At 44.0% G+C, this 15,569-nt stretch carries 10 protein-coding genes and 1 pseudogene; 3 read left to right on the forward strand and 8 right to left on the reverse strand.

Translation table 11 applies throughout. The features are described from left to right. Positions 1-71: 71 nt before the first annotated feature. The 7 genes and pseudogenes from F6X55_RS13225 to F6X55_RS13255 all read right to left on the reverse strand — a co-directional run bounded on the left by F6X55_RS13225 (position 72) and on the right by F6X55_RS13255 (position 9,326). Entirely contained in the window at positions 72-1,061 is a 990-nt protein-coding gene (locus F6X55_RS13225) for an oxidoreductase (RefSeq protein WP_153463935.1), read from the reverse strand. Between the two features lie 135 nt (positions 1,062-1,196). Further along, positions 1,197-2,552, reverse strand: a complete 1,356-nt coding sequence (locus F6X55_RS13230; RefSeq protein ID WP_153463938.1) for a hypothetical protein — start codon at positions 2,550-2,552, stop codon at positions 1,197-1,199. Between the two features lie 90 nt (positions 2,553-2,642). Next, a complete protein-coding gene (locus F6X55_RS13235) occupies positions 2,643-3,728 on the reverse strand; it encodes a hypothetical protein (protein ID WP_153463941.1) in 1,086 nt (361 codons plus the stop codon). Positions 3,729-3,942: 214 nt separating this feature from the next. Next, the gene (locus F6X55_RS13240) at positions 3,943-5,511 is read right to left on the reverse strand and encodes a histidine kinase N-terminal 7TM domain-containing diguanylate cyclase (RefSeq protein WP_153463944.1); all 1,569 of its coding nucleotides are present in this window, start codon (positions 5,509-5,511) and stop codon (positions 3,943-3,945) included. Positions 5,512-5,661: 150 nt separating this feature from the next. Beyond that, positions 5,662-5,811, reverse strand: a complete 150-nt coding sequence (locus F6X55_RS13245) for a hypothetical protein (protein WP_153463947.1) — start codon at positions 5,809-5,811, stop codon at positions 5,662-5,664. 76 nt (positions 5,812-5,887) lie between these two features. Then, a pseudogene (locus F6X55_RS13250) lies at positions 5,888-7,420 on the reverse strand (malate:quinone oxidoreductase); the annotation flags it as partial. 913 nt (positions 7,421-8,333) lie between these two features. Continuing rightward, on the reverse strand, positions 8,334-9,326 hold the full coding sequence (locus F6X55_RS13255) for an aldo/keto reductase (protein WP_153463953.1): 993 nt from the start codon (positions 9,324-9,326) through the stop codon (positions 8,334-8,336). Between the two features lie 285 nt (positions 9,327-9,611). On the opposite strand from F6X55_RS13255, the gene F6X55_RS13260 reads away from it, so the two are divergent. After that, a complete protein-coding gene (locus tag F6X55_RS13260; RefSeq protein WP_153463956.1) occupies positions 9,612-10,154 on the forward strand; it encodes a hypothetical protein in 543 nt (180 codons plus the stop codon). A gap of 121 nt (positions 10,155-10,275) precedes the next feature. Here F6X55_RS13260 and F6X55_RS13265 read toward each other — a convergent pair whose 3' ends face one another. Further along, the gene (locus tag F6X55_RS13265) at positions 10,276-12,207 is read right to left on the reverse strand and encodes a fructose-1,6-bisphosphatase (protein ID WP_153463959.1); all 1,932 of its coding nucleotides are present in this window, start codon (positions 12,205-12,207) and stop codon (positions 10,276-10,278) included. A gap of 454 nt (positions 12,208-12,661) precedes the next feature. On the opposite strand from F6X55_RS13265, the gene bla reads away from it, so the two are divergent. Then, positions 12,662-13,591: a class A beta-lactamase gene (gene bla, locus F6X55_RS13270; protein ID WP_153463962.1), complete on the forward strand. Its 930-nt coding sequence runs from the start codon at positions 12,662-12,664 to the stop codon at positions 13,589-13,591. Positions 13,592-13,792: 201 nt separating this feature from the next. Beyond that, positions 13,793-15,565 carry a BlaR1 family beta-lactam sensor/signal transducer gene (locus tag F6X55_RS13275; protein ID WP_153463965.1) on the forward strand — a complete coding sequence of 591 codons (1,773 nt, stop codon included), beginning with the start codon at positions 13,793-13,795 and terminating at the stop codon, positions 15,563-15,565. Positions 15,566-15,569: the final 4 nt, after the last annotated feature.

Consider the following 15,569-nt stretch of genomic DNA (forward strand, 5'->3'; position numbering starts at 1 on the left):
CAGGCTTCACGTTAAAGCCATCAAGCAGGGAGACAACTCGTGTACCTGCTTGATGGCTGCTTTTTCCTTCTTTACGAAACGGGGAAAGGAACACCGATATTTTCCTCGCTTAATTTCCAAAGGCGTTTCGCCGCTTCGGGATCAACCGCCCATGGACGGACACCCGTGGCTTTCTCACTATCCTCTGGAACGACTTCTGCGATATCGACGTTTTCGCAATAAACTCCGCCAAGTCCATCAAGCTGCGGGCTCACAGCACACCAGACAACGGTGGCGGCCCCCTGCTCGATGGTATGGAATTGCGGCGTCTCCTCCTTGGATCCGGAACCGTTTTTGCTGTTTTTCATTTGCTTCGGTCCAAACTCCTCTTTAGTTAAATCTCTGCCCAAATCGGTGGTAGGAATCAATCCGGGATGAACAGAAAAGGCACGGACATGGTGCGACTTTCCGCGTTCATCCAATTCCAGTGCGAATAAACTGTTTGCCGTTTTCGACTGTGCATATGCTTTCCACTTATCATACGCATGATGCTCAAAGTGAGGGTCCTCAAAGTCAATGTTTCCCAACCGGTGGCCACGCGATGATACCGCCACAACTCTGGCACCATCCGCTTGTTTTAAAGCCGGCCACAGGCGGGCAGTCAGTTGAAAATGCCCGAGATGGTTGGTGGCGAATTGCGATTCATAGCCCCTTTGATCCCGTCTTAATGGCGGCGCCATGATCCCCGCACTGTTGATGAGTATATCCAATGGACGTTTGGAGGAAAGGAAATTCTCCGCAAATGTATCGATAGAGGCTGGATCAAGTAAATCCATGGTATCTATTTCCACATTGGGAAGACCTTTCAGCGCTTCCTCCCCTTTTTCCAGACTCCGGACAGGTACTACCACGGTTGCCCCTGCTTTTGCCAGCACTTTTGTTGTTTCCAACCCAATGCCTGAATATCCACCCGTTACGATGGCGGTTTTTCCTGCCAAGTCCATATCTCCTATCACTTCTGAAGCAGTTGCATAAGGATCGAAACCGGCCCCAACCGGTTTTTGAGCAATATTTATATTCATAGATGCAACACTCCTTCCTATCGTTTAGTAGTGAATGTTTAAGAGCAAAGCGGTCTTCCCGCCTGCTACCAGCACTTCACTATATAACCTACTATAAACGCGGGAGTGTACTTCAAGGCAAGCATGATGCTCTACCTATATGGAAAGATCCACAGTCGAAAAGGATAAATGATTGGACACCTTGATATCGTCCCGTCCATTTCCACCCGACAGACGCTCCACAAACCGGTTCCAATCACCGATATAATTGGCGGTGTTCCATGTATTATGGTAAGGGTGATAACGGGATAGGCTGTCGGTTTGTTCATCCTGGGTTTTACCGGCATAGGACTGCATAGCGGTGTTCACAACTTGCTTGAATGCAGCGTTGAAGTCGTTTTCTCCCAAGCTTCCCGCCATGCTGCTGACGATCTCGGAAACCAGGCGATTATCCCATCCAACTGCATACGATTCCTTATCCCTTGTGAACGGATCATTTCTCCTGTTGATTATATACTCCTCGGCTTTTTGGTTTTGCTTGTCAATAAAGGTATCGAATGCCGTTCCGAGCTTTGTCTTTACGCTGTCACTGATATCGTAGGTATCGGTAAGCAATGAAAACTTCATGGCGGTCAAACCCAGTTCGACGCCGAACTCTTCTTCCGATTTATGCTTGTTGTATCCAAGCTGCCGGGAGTTATACCCAACGTTCCGTGTCTCCTTGGCCAATATGCCGACCGCGGCTAAGTCCTCCATGCCATACCCTTTGTTTTCCTTATCTTGTCCCTCGACGTTTTCCTTTGCATATGCATGCCGCAATTGTTCCGCCATAAATTGGTTATCGGCCAGCAGCCACTCATCCGCGGTTCCCCTGATCCCTGCAAAATTCTCATTCTGCTCCACAAACGTTTGATACTGCTCTTTTCTTTGCTGGAATTGTGATAAAACACTGGCTTTTAACGCAGTTTGTTCACCACTGACTCCATTATTTTCGAGGAAGCCCCCAATGATAGTTGAAAATGATTCTGCATATTCTTCGATTTGCGTACCGATGATTGTTTCAAGCTTTTGAAACTGGTCTGCCTGCTCCTCACCCGGGTAGCTCTGTTTTATCCGTTGGGAAAACTGCACATACTGTGAAGCTAGATAGTCGAGATCATTGGCAATGTTATCGGTGGACGATGCACTTGCATTCCGATTGGTGAGCCGCAATTCCAAAGACGCCCAGTTTATATCCATGCCTTCCAAATCACTTTCGCGCATAGCCAAGACTTCCTCCTGGCTATAACTCCGTTTGTCGAAAGAAATCGTGCCGTCCTCCTTTTTGGAAAGGTTAACCAGAATAGGAGACATCATCCGGCGGAGTGCTTCTTCCTTATGGACGTTTACGGAAGCAGACACCTCTGCTTTTTGTGGTGATTTCAAATTACTATTGTTTAGAAAATTCGTGTTGAAGGGTTGGGACAAGCTTCGATCACCAGCATGTCCTCTGATATTTTGTCCAACTTTCATGATATGGCACTCCTTTAGCCTGTTTTTTTACAACCTTTTTCTTGGTGGGCAAGAAATCTCGTATTTCCCCATCCTAAGAATTCATAAAGGTTAGTTCAAGAAAGTTATGGTGGGAATAGACTCTGCTCCACTTGCATAATAGTAGTTCAACACACTAAAGAAATCGATTGACTCACCTGTATTTAAGTCAAATACCAAAATATGATCTCCCCAATTTGTTAGGTCGTCCGTGTCCAGTCTTCGTGGGGTAGTTTTCCCAATAGTATCAACAAAAGAGCTATCATATTGTGTAGGAGGTCCTGAACGGAAAGAAGAAACGTGGTGAGTAAATAATGAACCCTCGTCCAAGTAGAGCAATATTGCATTATTTGAGCTTGCATAACTTGCAGTATAACTCACAGGTGCAGAAATAGATTTAATGTTAACATCAGAAATACTATGCTGACGTTGGTTATAATTTCCATCCCACGCAAAATAAAACTCTCTCTCCCAATCTAGTTGGGTGTTTTCTCTTCCTATAGCAGCAACAAATACACCATTTGAATAAATGTCACCATTTGGATAGCCAAGCACAGCATATAACAGAGAATCTGATGTAGAGTACACACTTTCTGCTCCGTTAGGATTGGTTGCATTCATTTTAATCGTATAGGTATCTTCTAATGTATTGGAAGAATATACTCTGAGTGCCCAGTCTCCCGAAGTTATTTGATTGTTTGCAACTAATTGATTAGCATATCCGCCGATTGATGTAGGATATGCAGTCCCTGTTTCCCAATCGATTTGATAAAGTTCTACAATGTAATCCGGGTTCTCAGTTTCTATTTCGAAAAGGATACTCCTATCACTAGGAATGCTAAAAAACCAAAAGTCATCAGGGTCAGAACTTGTCAATGAATCATTAAAATTCATCCTATCTCCAGAGACATCAAAGTTCGAACTTACCGAAAAATCTGGTTTCTCTATAGAAATCCCACTATCCTTGTTTACTTTGGGAATCTCGGATTTAAAATCAACTTCGTTGTTATACAAGGGAGCTTGAACTTTGAACTTTTCTAAATTTTGTTGTTCATTTAGGGATGCGCTTTCAACTGTGGTAGAAATGGTGGAAATACTTAGAAGTAAGATAAGAAAAAAGATAGGAATAGAAGCATACTTTCTTTTAAGATTTTTCATTCATTCTCTCCTCCAAAAATTTTTATCAATCAATGTTTATATCGACATTATATAATGGAGTTTAATAGTTTGCTTGGTTTATTTTTATATTTTTGTAAATTACCAGGAAATAACGCAACATAAATGAATCCCTTGCTTTTCTCAGAGTACAAATTCTAGATACTTATAAGAATTCATATTACTTAACTCCTCCATAAATAAATTAATTTTAATTCTAAAACTCTCGTAAATTCTTTTCCTTACCACTAAAAATCACCACCTGATTCCGCCCTTCTCCTTTTGCCGCATATAGTGCTTTATCCGCTTTATTCAATACCAGATTCAGCGTCTCTTCAGGCACTTTCTCCGCCTCTGCAACGCCGCAGCTTAACGTGACGGAAACCAAACCATCGGTCGTTCTGAGTGGATGTTCCTCGACACTTTTCCGCAATCGTTCCGCGATTTCCCATCCCTCCCACGCTGTTTTCCCCTCCAGTCCAAGTACAAATTCTTCTCCGCCGTACCGGGCAAAAAGGAGGTTTTCCTGTAATTGGTTCTGGCAGATTCTTGCAACGTGAATAAGTAACTGATCCCCGGCAAAGTGACCAAATGTATCGTTCACATTCTTGAAAAAATCCACATCCATCAAAATAACCGTAAAAGGAAAGGCATTATTTTTCGCGTTATTGAACGCTTTCTCACACTTTTCGAAAAATGCCCGACGGTTGTATAGGCGGGTAAGTTCATCATAATAAGCCAAGTTTTCCAACTGAAGCTGAAGGCTTTTCACCTCGGTGATATCGGTAAAAATAATCAACAGACCTTTCGCTTGCTGGAGAGGGGCGGTTCGGACCTGATAGGTGCGCTTTACATCATCTACCGTTAATTCGATTTCGCTTTGGGATTTTACCGATTCCAAATTAGAAGGAAGCGGCGCTCCAGAAAGAATCGGCCACACTTCCCTAAAATCCATCCCGAACAAATTTTTCCTTAAGCGCGGCAGCATTTGTTGACTGGCATGATTGAACTCTATCAAATGGTTGGAAGCATCCAACACCAGCACGCCATCATTGATACTATGAAATATTTCATCCTTTGCAATCGGCATCACCCTGAACAACCGAGAAGAATTAATGGACCATAAATATAAAAGGGAAGAAAGCCACAAAACCATCGGTACAGGATCAATACCAGGAGGCGTAATTCCGATCAGGTAAACAAAAGCAGTGACCATCGGGACCAGCGTACTGCACATCAGAGCGATCAACTGGGGTTGGTAAATTTTCGCCGTTTCTTTCCACCGGGAAAGCACCAGCAGAAACCCTACAAACATACAGGCGAACGTATAGATGCCATGAACCGCATACCACATGCCGATTTCCTGGTAAATATAAGGGATGCCCAAGACAGAATCCGCTTCAAAAACTTTATAATGAAGATGGTGAAAATCATTCGTGGCAACCATCAAAAAACTGACAAACGGAAGCAGCAAAAGCAGGAACAGGGTTTTCCTCTTCAATTGGATGCCTAAGTATCTCATGATGAACAACAAACCGAAGGGCGCGGCGAATGGCAGACCGATATATTGGATGGTTGTCCAAAATTTCATCTCTTCCAAGGTGGTTGCCATCAAGCCAAAAGCAGCAGCAAAACAATAGATGGTTATCGAGGCAGTGTATAGAATGAAGTAGTTGGCAATATCACGGTAATTGTGGCGTTTTCTACATACATATAAACATAAATACAGATTAAGCACACCAGAGGTGCAAATTAAGGTTATAAAAGCGGTTAAAGGAGCATGCACGATTTACCGGACCTCTTTTTAGTAGGTATTTTTCTATAATGTAGCACAGATTTCGTGCTTTTTGTGGTTTTCACAGAAAAATTTTCCAGCGTGCGAAGAAAGAGGTTCCCGGCATGGGAGTTATTGGTACAATCACAACAGGGCTGGCATCTACCGTCGGTTAAATTGTCCTGTCAGTTCTAAGGAGACAAATATGGCAACAAGCAGCATGACTGTTCCGTTGAAGTAACTATGATGAGAGAGATTCAACCATACCACCAGCATGGTCAGCACAAGGGAAATGAAAAGTGAAACTTTCACCAAAACCACCATCCTCTTCTTCCTAACATAAAAGGAAGCATAAATGAGTATATACAGCCATTTATGCTTCCTCCTATTACTTGCTATGGGCAAACGCTGCGTCTGCCAATCCAAGCGTCCTGCCTGTAGAGACTTGCAGCTCGCGGATCAACTCAGGTTTTTCCAAAAGGGGTTCGCCGTAAGACGGAATCATTTCTTTGATTTTCGGTTCCCACTCTTTCAATTGCTGCGGGAAGCACCTTTCGATGACTTCGAGCATGACGGATACAGCAGTGGAAGCACCTGGGGAAGCACCAAGCAGCGCGGCGATCGATCCATCAGCGGCACTTACCACCTCCGTGCCGAATTGCAGTGTCCCTTTGCCGCCATTCTCGGTGTCCTTGATGACCTGCACACGCTGGCCTGCTACGACCAAATCCCAGTCCTTGCTGTCCGCATTCGGGATAAACTCCCGAAGTTCTTCCATCCGCTTTTCTTTGGATAATATCACTTGCTCGATTAAATACTTAGTCAGCGATGCATTTTTCACACCTGCCGCGACCATCGTAGCAAGGTTATCCTGCTTCACGGATGTTACCAGATCAAGCAGCGACCCGGTTTTCAAAAACTTCGGCGAGAAGCCGGCAAACGGTCCGAACAACAAGGACTTCTTGTTATCGATAAACCGAGTATCCAAATGCGGTACGGACATCGGCGGAGCACCCACCTTCGCTTTTCCGTAAACCTTGGCATGATGCTGATCGATCACTTCCTGATTGTTGCACACCATGAAGAGACCACTGACCGGGAACCCTCCGATGTGTTTCGATTCCGGGATACCGGTTTTTTGCAGAAGATGCAGACTTCCGCCTCCACCGCCGATGAAGACAAAGTTTGCCGTATGGTACTCTATCTTTTCATTTTCGATATCCTGTACTTTTACTTCCCAAGTGCCTTCGCTCGTTTGTTTGATATCTTCTACACTGTGTTTATAATTTATTTCCAGTCCGTTGCTTTCCAAATGGTTGAACATTTTCCGAGTCAACGTGCCAAAATTGACATCTGTTCCCGTATCGATTTTCGTGGCAGCAATCGGCTCCTCCATCGAACGCTGTTGCATGATAAGCGGAATCCATTGTTTCAGTTGTTCCGGATCATCTGAAAATTCCATTCCTTCAAACAAAGGATTGTCTGCCATCGTTTTAAAACGCTTTCTTAGAAATTCCACGTTCCGCGCCCCTTGCACAAGACTCATGTGGGGCAATGGCATGATGAATTCCTGTGGATTGTCGATGTGTTGGTTATCGACAAGATAAGACCAAAACTGTTTTGATACCTGGAACTGTTCATTCACTTTGATGGCTTTCGAAATATCGATCGAGCCATCAGGTTTCTCATGTGTATAGTTCAGCTCGCACAACGCAGAGTGTCCTGTTCCGGCATTGTTCCACACATTCGAGCTTTCCTCTCCTGCACTGTCAAGCTTTTCAAATACACGGATGTTCCATTCCGGCACTAACTCCTTCAGCAACGTTCCGAGCGTTGCACTCATGATTCCTGCGCCAATTAAGATAACGTCTGCTTTCGTATATGATTTGCTCATTTTACCTTCAAACTCCCTAACGTTTGCTAAAGATGTAGTTACTTCTGCGAAGGCGTTTACAACAGCAAGGTTAGTTTCAACAAAGTTCTACATCTTTTCCAAATATTTTTATCTCCTCTCTAGTTTATCACTATTATCAAAAGATTAAAATATTTATTGCTAATATAAGGGATTTTGAGTCGGGAAGACTAAATGATTAAAAGAGATTCATAAAAAAGCCGCCGTACAAAAGCTTGGCCATCAAAGCAAATTCGTTCGGTTGTTAGATGCGTGCTTCGTATCGCTATCGCTACAGCAAGAAACTACACTTTCCACGGGCACGGCTTCCACTTCCTCAGAAAGCAAAAGACGCTTTCTTGCGGGATTTTCAGCTCGTGCTGATCCCGTTGGAGTCTCCGTATCTTGCCTCCGCTACATTTTCGGATGCTGATTTTTATATGATCAAGATAAAGTAAGTAGAACCGTATTTCTTCTATTGACGGTTAGGTTTTCTAAACAATGATGAACACGAAACCCAGCATGGAAGGTTTTTATTTTAGAAATTGAAATTTGCGAACCAACACCAGAAAAACAAAAAAGAAGGACTCCTCTTTCCATTCGGTTTAGCTTTCTTCCTATAAGAAAAAACAGAAATCAGCCAGGAGTGGCGCATCGTTCGGTTGCGGATAATTCCATATGAACGTAGGCAAGGTACGCAGACTCCTGCGGGATGAGCGCGAGCTGAAGATCGACTTGGCAAAGCGGTTTTCTTTGCCAAGTTAGCTGAAGCCGTGCCCGCGGAAAGCGAAGTACCTTGCCGGAGTGAAGCGTTACTCTTTTTAAAAGGAAAAGTTAGCACGGTTTACTTTTTTGTAACCAAAAAACCGAACGAATTGGAATCGTTCGGTTTTTGTTTTGATCACGATACTTTTGTCCCAGCCTCTTCTTTTATCCTGTACCTCTAGCGTGATGTCGGCAGTGGAGCATTCGCTGAAACAAAGCCTTTATCCACCAGCTCGTTCCAGAAATCCCCGGGGATATCCCGTTGGATCATCTCGATGTCCTCTTTGATTCTTCCTGGGTGGGTTGAACCAGGAATCACTGCTTTGACTGCTGGATGAGCAGTCGAGAATTGCAGTGCTGCCGCTTTCAATGGGACATCGTATTTCTTGCCGATTTCATTTAACCGGTTCACCCGGTCCAAAATTTCAGGGCCGGCTTTTTCGTAGTTATAATGGTCGCCGCCCAGCAATACCCCGGAATTGTACGGGCTGCCGACCACAATATCGATGCCTTTCTTTTCAGCTGTCGGCATCATCCGCTGCAAGGCATGCTCGTGTTGGAGAAGGGTATATTGCGTAGCTGACAAACAGACATCCGGCTGGGTTTCCTCCAGCATCATCGCCAATTCGATCGGTTCTGTGGTATTCACCCCAAGACCCCAGGAACGAATGACACCTTCTTCCCGCAGCTGTGTCAGTACCCGGAAGGCACCTTTTCTGGCTTCTTCGAACTTCGCCGTCCATTCTTCCCCGTGAAAGTCAGGGGATACATCGTGAACGAATACCATATCGAGCCGATCGGTCTTCAACCGTTCCAGGCTTTGTTCAATCGATCGCTTCGTCGCATCCTCGGAATAATCGGTAATGACTTTATTGTCGCGGGCATACTCGAACAGCCCTTCCTTGTCCTCTTTCTCATCGAGGACGTAGCGCCCGACCTTGGTGCTTATCACATAATCATCCCGATCATATTTGGATAACACCTCGCCGACGCGCATTTCTGCCAGGCCGGCACCATAGAAAGGCGCTGTATCAAAGTATCGTACTCCTTGATCCCAGGCGGTTTGAATCGTGGTTTGCGCTTCCTCTTCCGGAACCTCCCGGAACATATTTCCCAAAGGGGCGGTGCCCAGTCCTACTTTATGATTTAGTGCTTCTTCTAGTGATTTCATCGATTCTGTTCCTCCCTTTTTCAAATCATTTTATATCATTGTATAACCTTCAACAGGAAGATTAAAACAATTGATATACACCGTGTTCTTCCTAAATGTAATGCTTGGAAATAAGACATCATTTCCTTTTTGAGATTGCTTTACTCCAAAAAAAGGGGATCGCTAGCAGTTTCTTGAATAAGTAATATTAAGGCAGGTTAACCATCGAACAAATCAAGGATAAAATCAAAATCGATTCGCAGAAATAGTTCATATGGAACATGGTTTATAAAGGGGGACTCTCTTTTGAAAAATGCCGTTATTTTATCACTTTTGCTGCTAATTACTCTATTGTTTACTGCTTGTATGGACGATGACAGCCAAGCGATGAATGATGAAGGTTCAAACCAGGACAATGAAAACCCGGAAAAAACGGAGAAAACCAAAACCGAAATCCCAGAGACAGACAATTGGAGGCTATCCTCAAAGTTTGACCATACCGTCGAACCGAAAAACAGCGATCAACATACTTATAAGATTGTAGGAAAGAAAGATACCTTTGGGTTTACTGGTCCTTTTCCAATCGTCTCCAAACAGCCACAAAAATATATGTGGTTCTATTTTGGAAAAGAAAATGTATATGATATTCCGGTAGAATTAAAAGCAGTCAAAAAAGGAACCGATAAGATCATAAATTTAGACTCCGGGACTTTCTTTAAGAGCGCGGCGGTAAGCCCTGATAGTGTCAATATGCCTTCAATACTAAGATTTCCATCAGCTGGCGTTTGGAAAATACTTGTTTATATAAACGAAAAGCATGTTGAAAGTATCGTCGTAAATGTCGAATAAGTTTTTACCATGCAACAAGGGATTGTGGAGAAGAATCACCAATAAACACGAAAGCCAAGCCCGCCAGGCTTGGCTTCTTATGCTATTCACTCTTAACCCTCTCAAAAAGGGGAATCAAATTTTATTTCAAATACCGATACTCCAATAAATCGTTCAAGATAGACACTTGCTGCAATAATTCCTCGCCGACATTTGTTTCCCGTACTTTTTTCCTTTCCAGCTCTTTGTCGACCAATCGCTTCACGGACAACACGTCCATCCCGTTCTGCAGGATTTCTTCCTTGGAGTTAAAATGTTTGTGGGCGACGAGCTGCATCCCATATGAATTGTATAACAACGTATATCCTGCAATTCCCGTTGTGGGCTGATAAGCCTTGGAGAAGCCACCATCAATCACGATCATCTTTCCGTTGGCTTTGATGGGGTTTTCCCCTTCAATCTCTTTTACCGGTGTATGACCATTGATGATATGGCCCTGGTCCGGGTCCATGTCGAACTCTTCGAGGATTTTCCGACAGATGTCTTCCTGTTCGCGTAAGTAGTAATAAGGATTTTTCTCCTCTTTGTGCGTTTTTTTGTCCTTGATGAAGTACCTTTCAAAGGTGGTCATCGCTCTTTTGCCAAATAAAGAGGAAGATTCCCCGGTCCATAAATACCAGACCATATCGGTCGCCAAATCGTCTGTCTCTTCCGGATGGGCAAAGGCATGACGCAAATGGCGCTCGAAAACATCAAACAACTCCCGCCCTTTGTAGCTTTTTCCTTCAACCTCCATGCTCTCCATGTTTCCATCTTCATCCAAAGGAATACAGCCATGAATCAACAGGTTGCTGTTATACTTCAAATAAAGGCTGCCTTTTTTCATGAGGAACTTCATGTGTCTGGCCAGTTTTTCCGAATGCTGAACAGAAAACAGCAGCCGGTCGATCACTTCTGCTTCTTCCTCCAACAGTTCTTCCGGATGCTCTGGATTGACCGTAGCAAAGCATGGGTTTTCAAGCGGGTATGTTTCCCCGTGAATCGTCACTTCGTTTGTTTCGTAGTTAACTTTGTCGAGCAGCAGCCGATCAGTCATATTAAAGTATGGACGCCTCTTGATGATCGGACTTTCGAGCTTGAATTGAATCATCGTGATTGCCTGATGAATTTTCGTAATCTGCCATTCTTCATAATCGGACAGTTTATCATCCGGCTGTTTTTTGGGACGAAAAGCCGGATTATCTTCATAGTATTTCTCAGCAAGGTTGAGAAGCGGCCGGAGATTGATGCCGTAAGCATCTTCGATGATACCCAGGTTGTTATAACGGGCGCATATCCGGATAATGTTGGCAAGACAAACCTTGGATCCGGCAAAAGCACCCAGCCACAGCACGTCATGGTTGCCCCACTGAATATCGACAGAATGGTAATTGATCAGCGTCTCCATGATTTTATCCGGTTCCGGCCCCCGGTCGTAAATGTCGCCTACGACATGAAGGTGATCGACGACCAGCCTTTGGGTTGTATAGGAAAGACCGATAATCAACTTGTCTGCCTGTCCGAGCGAAATGATTTCCTGGACGATTTTGGTATAATATTCTTTCTTGTTGGTGAATTCATCTGTTTTGTACAGCAGTTCTTCAATAATATATACGAATTGCTCCGGCAATGCTTTCCTTAGCTTGGAACGGGTATATTTGGAGGAAGCATAGGAAATGAGCTTGATCATCCGCTCGATCATTTCCGTGTACCATTGATTCAGTTCCCGGGTACTGTTGAAATTGCTTTTAATCAATTGGAGTTTCTCTTCCGGGTAATATACCAATGTCGCAAATTCGGTGATTTCTTCCTCTGATAGCTCCTTGGCGAACAGGTCGCTTATTTTCTCTTTCACTTTGCCTGAGCCATTTCTTAAAACATGCTGAAAGGCTTTATATTCGCCGTGAAGATCACTGACAAAATGCTCGGTACCTTTGGGCAGATTGAGAATAGCCTCCAGGTTGATAATCTCCGTTACCACTTTTTCTTCACTGTTGTATTTCTGGGCTAGCAAATCTAAGTATTTGGTGTTCAAAACGAATAAATCCCCTTTCGATGCTCCGCCTTACTTTTGATAATGTATAAGCAGCTACAACACAGTCTATGTGTAGTTTTGCAATAAAGTCATATCTTCCCTTTTCTCCATTTGCGACCGAATTTCCTGCACGGAGCTGGTATGAAAAATATACCAGGGACCGCCGTATTCTGGATTAACACATGCCAGTCACTTTCTGTTAATCGTCCTTTGTAAATACCCCATGTGCTTGATTATTAATCGAGCGTTTCATCCATCTTTTTCTTTCAGCGGCCAAGTCCTTTCGTGTTGATGCCTGTTCCCCCTTTCCCTTGCAACCAAATCACTTCGGGGTTGACTTTCATGTGATTACATATGTAATATAGTCTTACACGTGTAATCAAAGTGTTGTAGGAGGGGTAAATGCGAAATGTAACAGAAGAGTACTTTACTTTGACAGAAAGAAGGGATTATGATGAGGAAAACAAGCCCAGCCAAGTCCAGGCTGATAAAATTCACACTATACATAGCGTTGCTGTGTCTGACTATGCTGACTGCTTGCTCAAATACAGAAAATAACACAGATGCATCATCCAATGAAAAAAGTGAAGCAGCGAAAACCATCGATTTAGATGAAGCATTCACCGAAATCGAGGAAGCGTTTGACGCACGACTGGGTGTTTATGCCATTGATACGGGCACGAATCAAAGCGTCGAGTACAATCCGGATGAGCGTTTCGCTTATTCTTCCACGTACAAATTACTAGCCGCTGCATTCGTGTTGAAGCAAAACGACCTCCAGGATCTTGAGGAAGTCGTGACCTATAGCAAGGATGATCTGGTTACCTATTCTCCTGTAACGGAGAAACAGGTCGATACCGGCATGACCCTTTCAGAAATCAGCGAGGCGGCCATCCGAGAAAGCGATAATACTGCCGGCAATCTGTTACTGGATGCCCTCGGAGGTCCTGACAACTATAAGCAAGCCTTGCGTGACATCGGCGATGACGTGACCCAGCCCGAGCGATACGAAACCGAATTGAATGCATTTTCACCAGAGAATAAACGTGATACCAGCACTCCAAGAGCTATGGCCAACAACCTGAGAAAGGTGGCGCTTGGTGATTTTCTTCCAAAGGAAAAACAAGAATTACTTATCGACTGGATGAAAGGAAATGCAACAGGAGATGCATTGATACGTGCAGGAAAACCGGAAGGATGGACAGTCGGGGACAAAAGCGGAGCCGGAAGTTACGGCACAAGGAATGATATTGCCATTGTATGGCCCCCAGGTAGAGAGCCGATCGTCATGGCAATAATGTCCCGGCACAAGACAGAGGGTGCAGAGTATGACGATGAGCTGGTTGCAAAAGCAGCCGAAGCCACACTTAACGCTTTTAAGTAAAAGGAGTACACATGTCGGAAGACCTGGCATGTGTCCCTTTTTTGTTCCAGCTTCATTTCTGACTTATTCTCTCATTTCATCATCGTCTATAGTAGTATACTATTTATACCAAATGCAGTGATTGCCTGCCTTGACTATCATTTTGACGACAACATGGACAAATGGGCTTACAATCGGTTCCCGAACAAGGAGATGAATAGAATGCCAGACTTCCACCTGGCCGTATGCATGTTTGTATCTTCTGTCGTGGTCATCGCCATCGTGCTGATCCGGAAGATTTTTCAGAACCAGCTATCATCCAAATGGCAATACAATTTATGGTTTCTTTTGCTGACTGCGCTAACACTTCCCTTTCTCCCTGCACATATAGTGCACGTTGGAGCTTCATTCGTGTGGTATCAGAACCAAACGAACAATCCATCGCCGCCCCATTCTTCCCCGGAGAATCCCCTAATGGAAAACGGAAGAACTTGGGCGCATGATTTTTCCATTTCCGTCAATCGGTTCGACGTGACATGGCTAAGTCAAATCCTGACCATTGTCTGGGTTGCTGGCATCCTTGTGATGGTTGGCTTGAACCTGCATGCATGGCTGAAGCTGCGCCAAGTAAAAAAATCTGCCAGGGTCATGACGAATCAGCAAATACTCGCTGTATTCGAGACATGCAAGAAACGTTTGCGTGTCTCGCAAAAACCTGTGCTTGCGGATTCACCGTTTGTTAAGTCGCCGATGACGTTCGGCATTTTCAAAACCTATGTCATCCTGCCGCGTGGGGCAGAAGCATGGCTTTCCGAGGAAGAACTGACATACATTTTCCTTCATGAATTACATCACGTGAAGTATAAAGACATTGTCACGAATTACCTGATCGTCCTGTTTCAAATGTTGTACTGGTATAATCCGCTGATTTGGATGGCATTCCGGAAAATGCGGTTAGACCGGGAAATTGCCTGTGACCATGCCGTCTTGAAAACACTCGCTCCAGACGACTATGCAGCCTACGGAAACACGGTCATCAAGTTTGCGCGGAAATCCTTTTCTGCAAGCCGGTTCGCCATGGTCAACCAACTAGCCAGTTCCAAGCAACACTTGAAAAAAAGGATTGAGCGGATTGCTGCCTTTTCAACAGAATCCAGACGATTAACATTAAAAAGCATGGCGATATTCAGCTTGGTTGCGGCCCTGGTCGTTTGTCAGATACCGGTTGTTTCGGCCATGTCTTATGGAGAGGATCGTTTCCATTTCGAAAACAACCAGACAACTTATGAGGATTTAAAGGTTTTTTTCAACGGGTATGAGGGCAGCTTCGTCCTGTACGATTTGCAGAAAGCACAATACCATATCTATAATAAAGAGAAAAGTGTGTTAAGGGTTTCGCCGAACTCCACCTATAAAATTTACGATGCCTTATTTGCATTAGACGCTGGTGTCATTACTCCCGGGCAGACTTCTTTGAAGTGGGATGGAACAACTTATCCATATAAAGCCTGGAACCAAAATCAAAATCTACATACTGCGATGGAAAATTCCGTGTCCTGGTATTTTCAGGAGCTGGACAAAAAGATTCAAAGGCGTCCTATTCAAGCCTACCTGCAAAAGATACAATACGGAAATCAAAATTTGTCTGGTGGAATGGAATCATACTGGCTGGAATCTTCGTTAAAGATTTCACCAGTTGAACAAGTGCAAACGCTCAAGAACTTTTATACAAATCAATTGATGTTTAAGGAAAAGCATGTTCAACTCGTCAAGGAATCCATTAAGCTGGAGACAAAAGACCATGCAGCACTATATGGAAAAACCGGCACAGGCACGGTAAACGGAAAAGATGTGAACGGCTGGTTCATCGGATATGTAGAAACGAAGAACAACACCTATTTCTTTGCAACCAATATCGAAAGCAAAAAGCATGCAAATGGCAGTACGGCTGCCGGGATTACAAAATCCATCTTAAAAGACAAAAATCTTTATTAAAAAG

Origin of the sequence: Sediminibacillus terrae (assembly GCF_009602435.1) — a bacterium.
GTDB lineage: Bacteria > Bacillota > Bacilli > Bacillales > Amphibacillaceae > Sediminibacillus > Sediminibacillus terrae.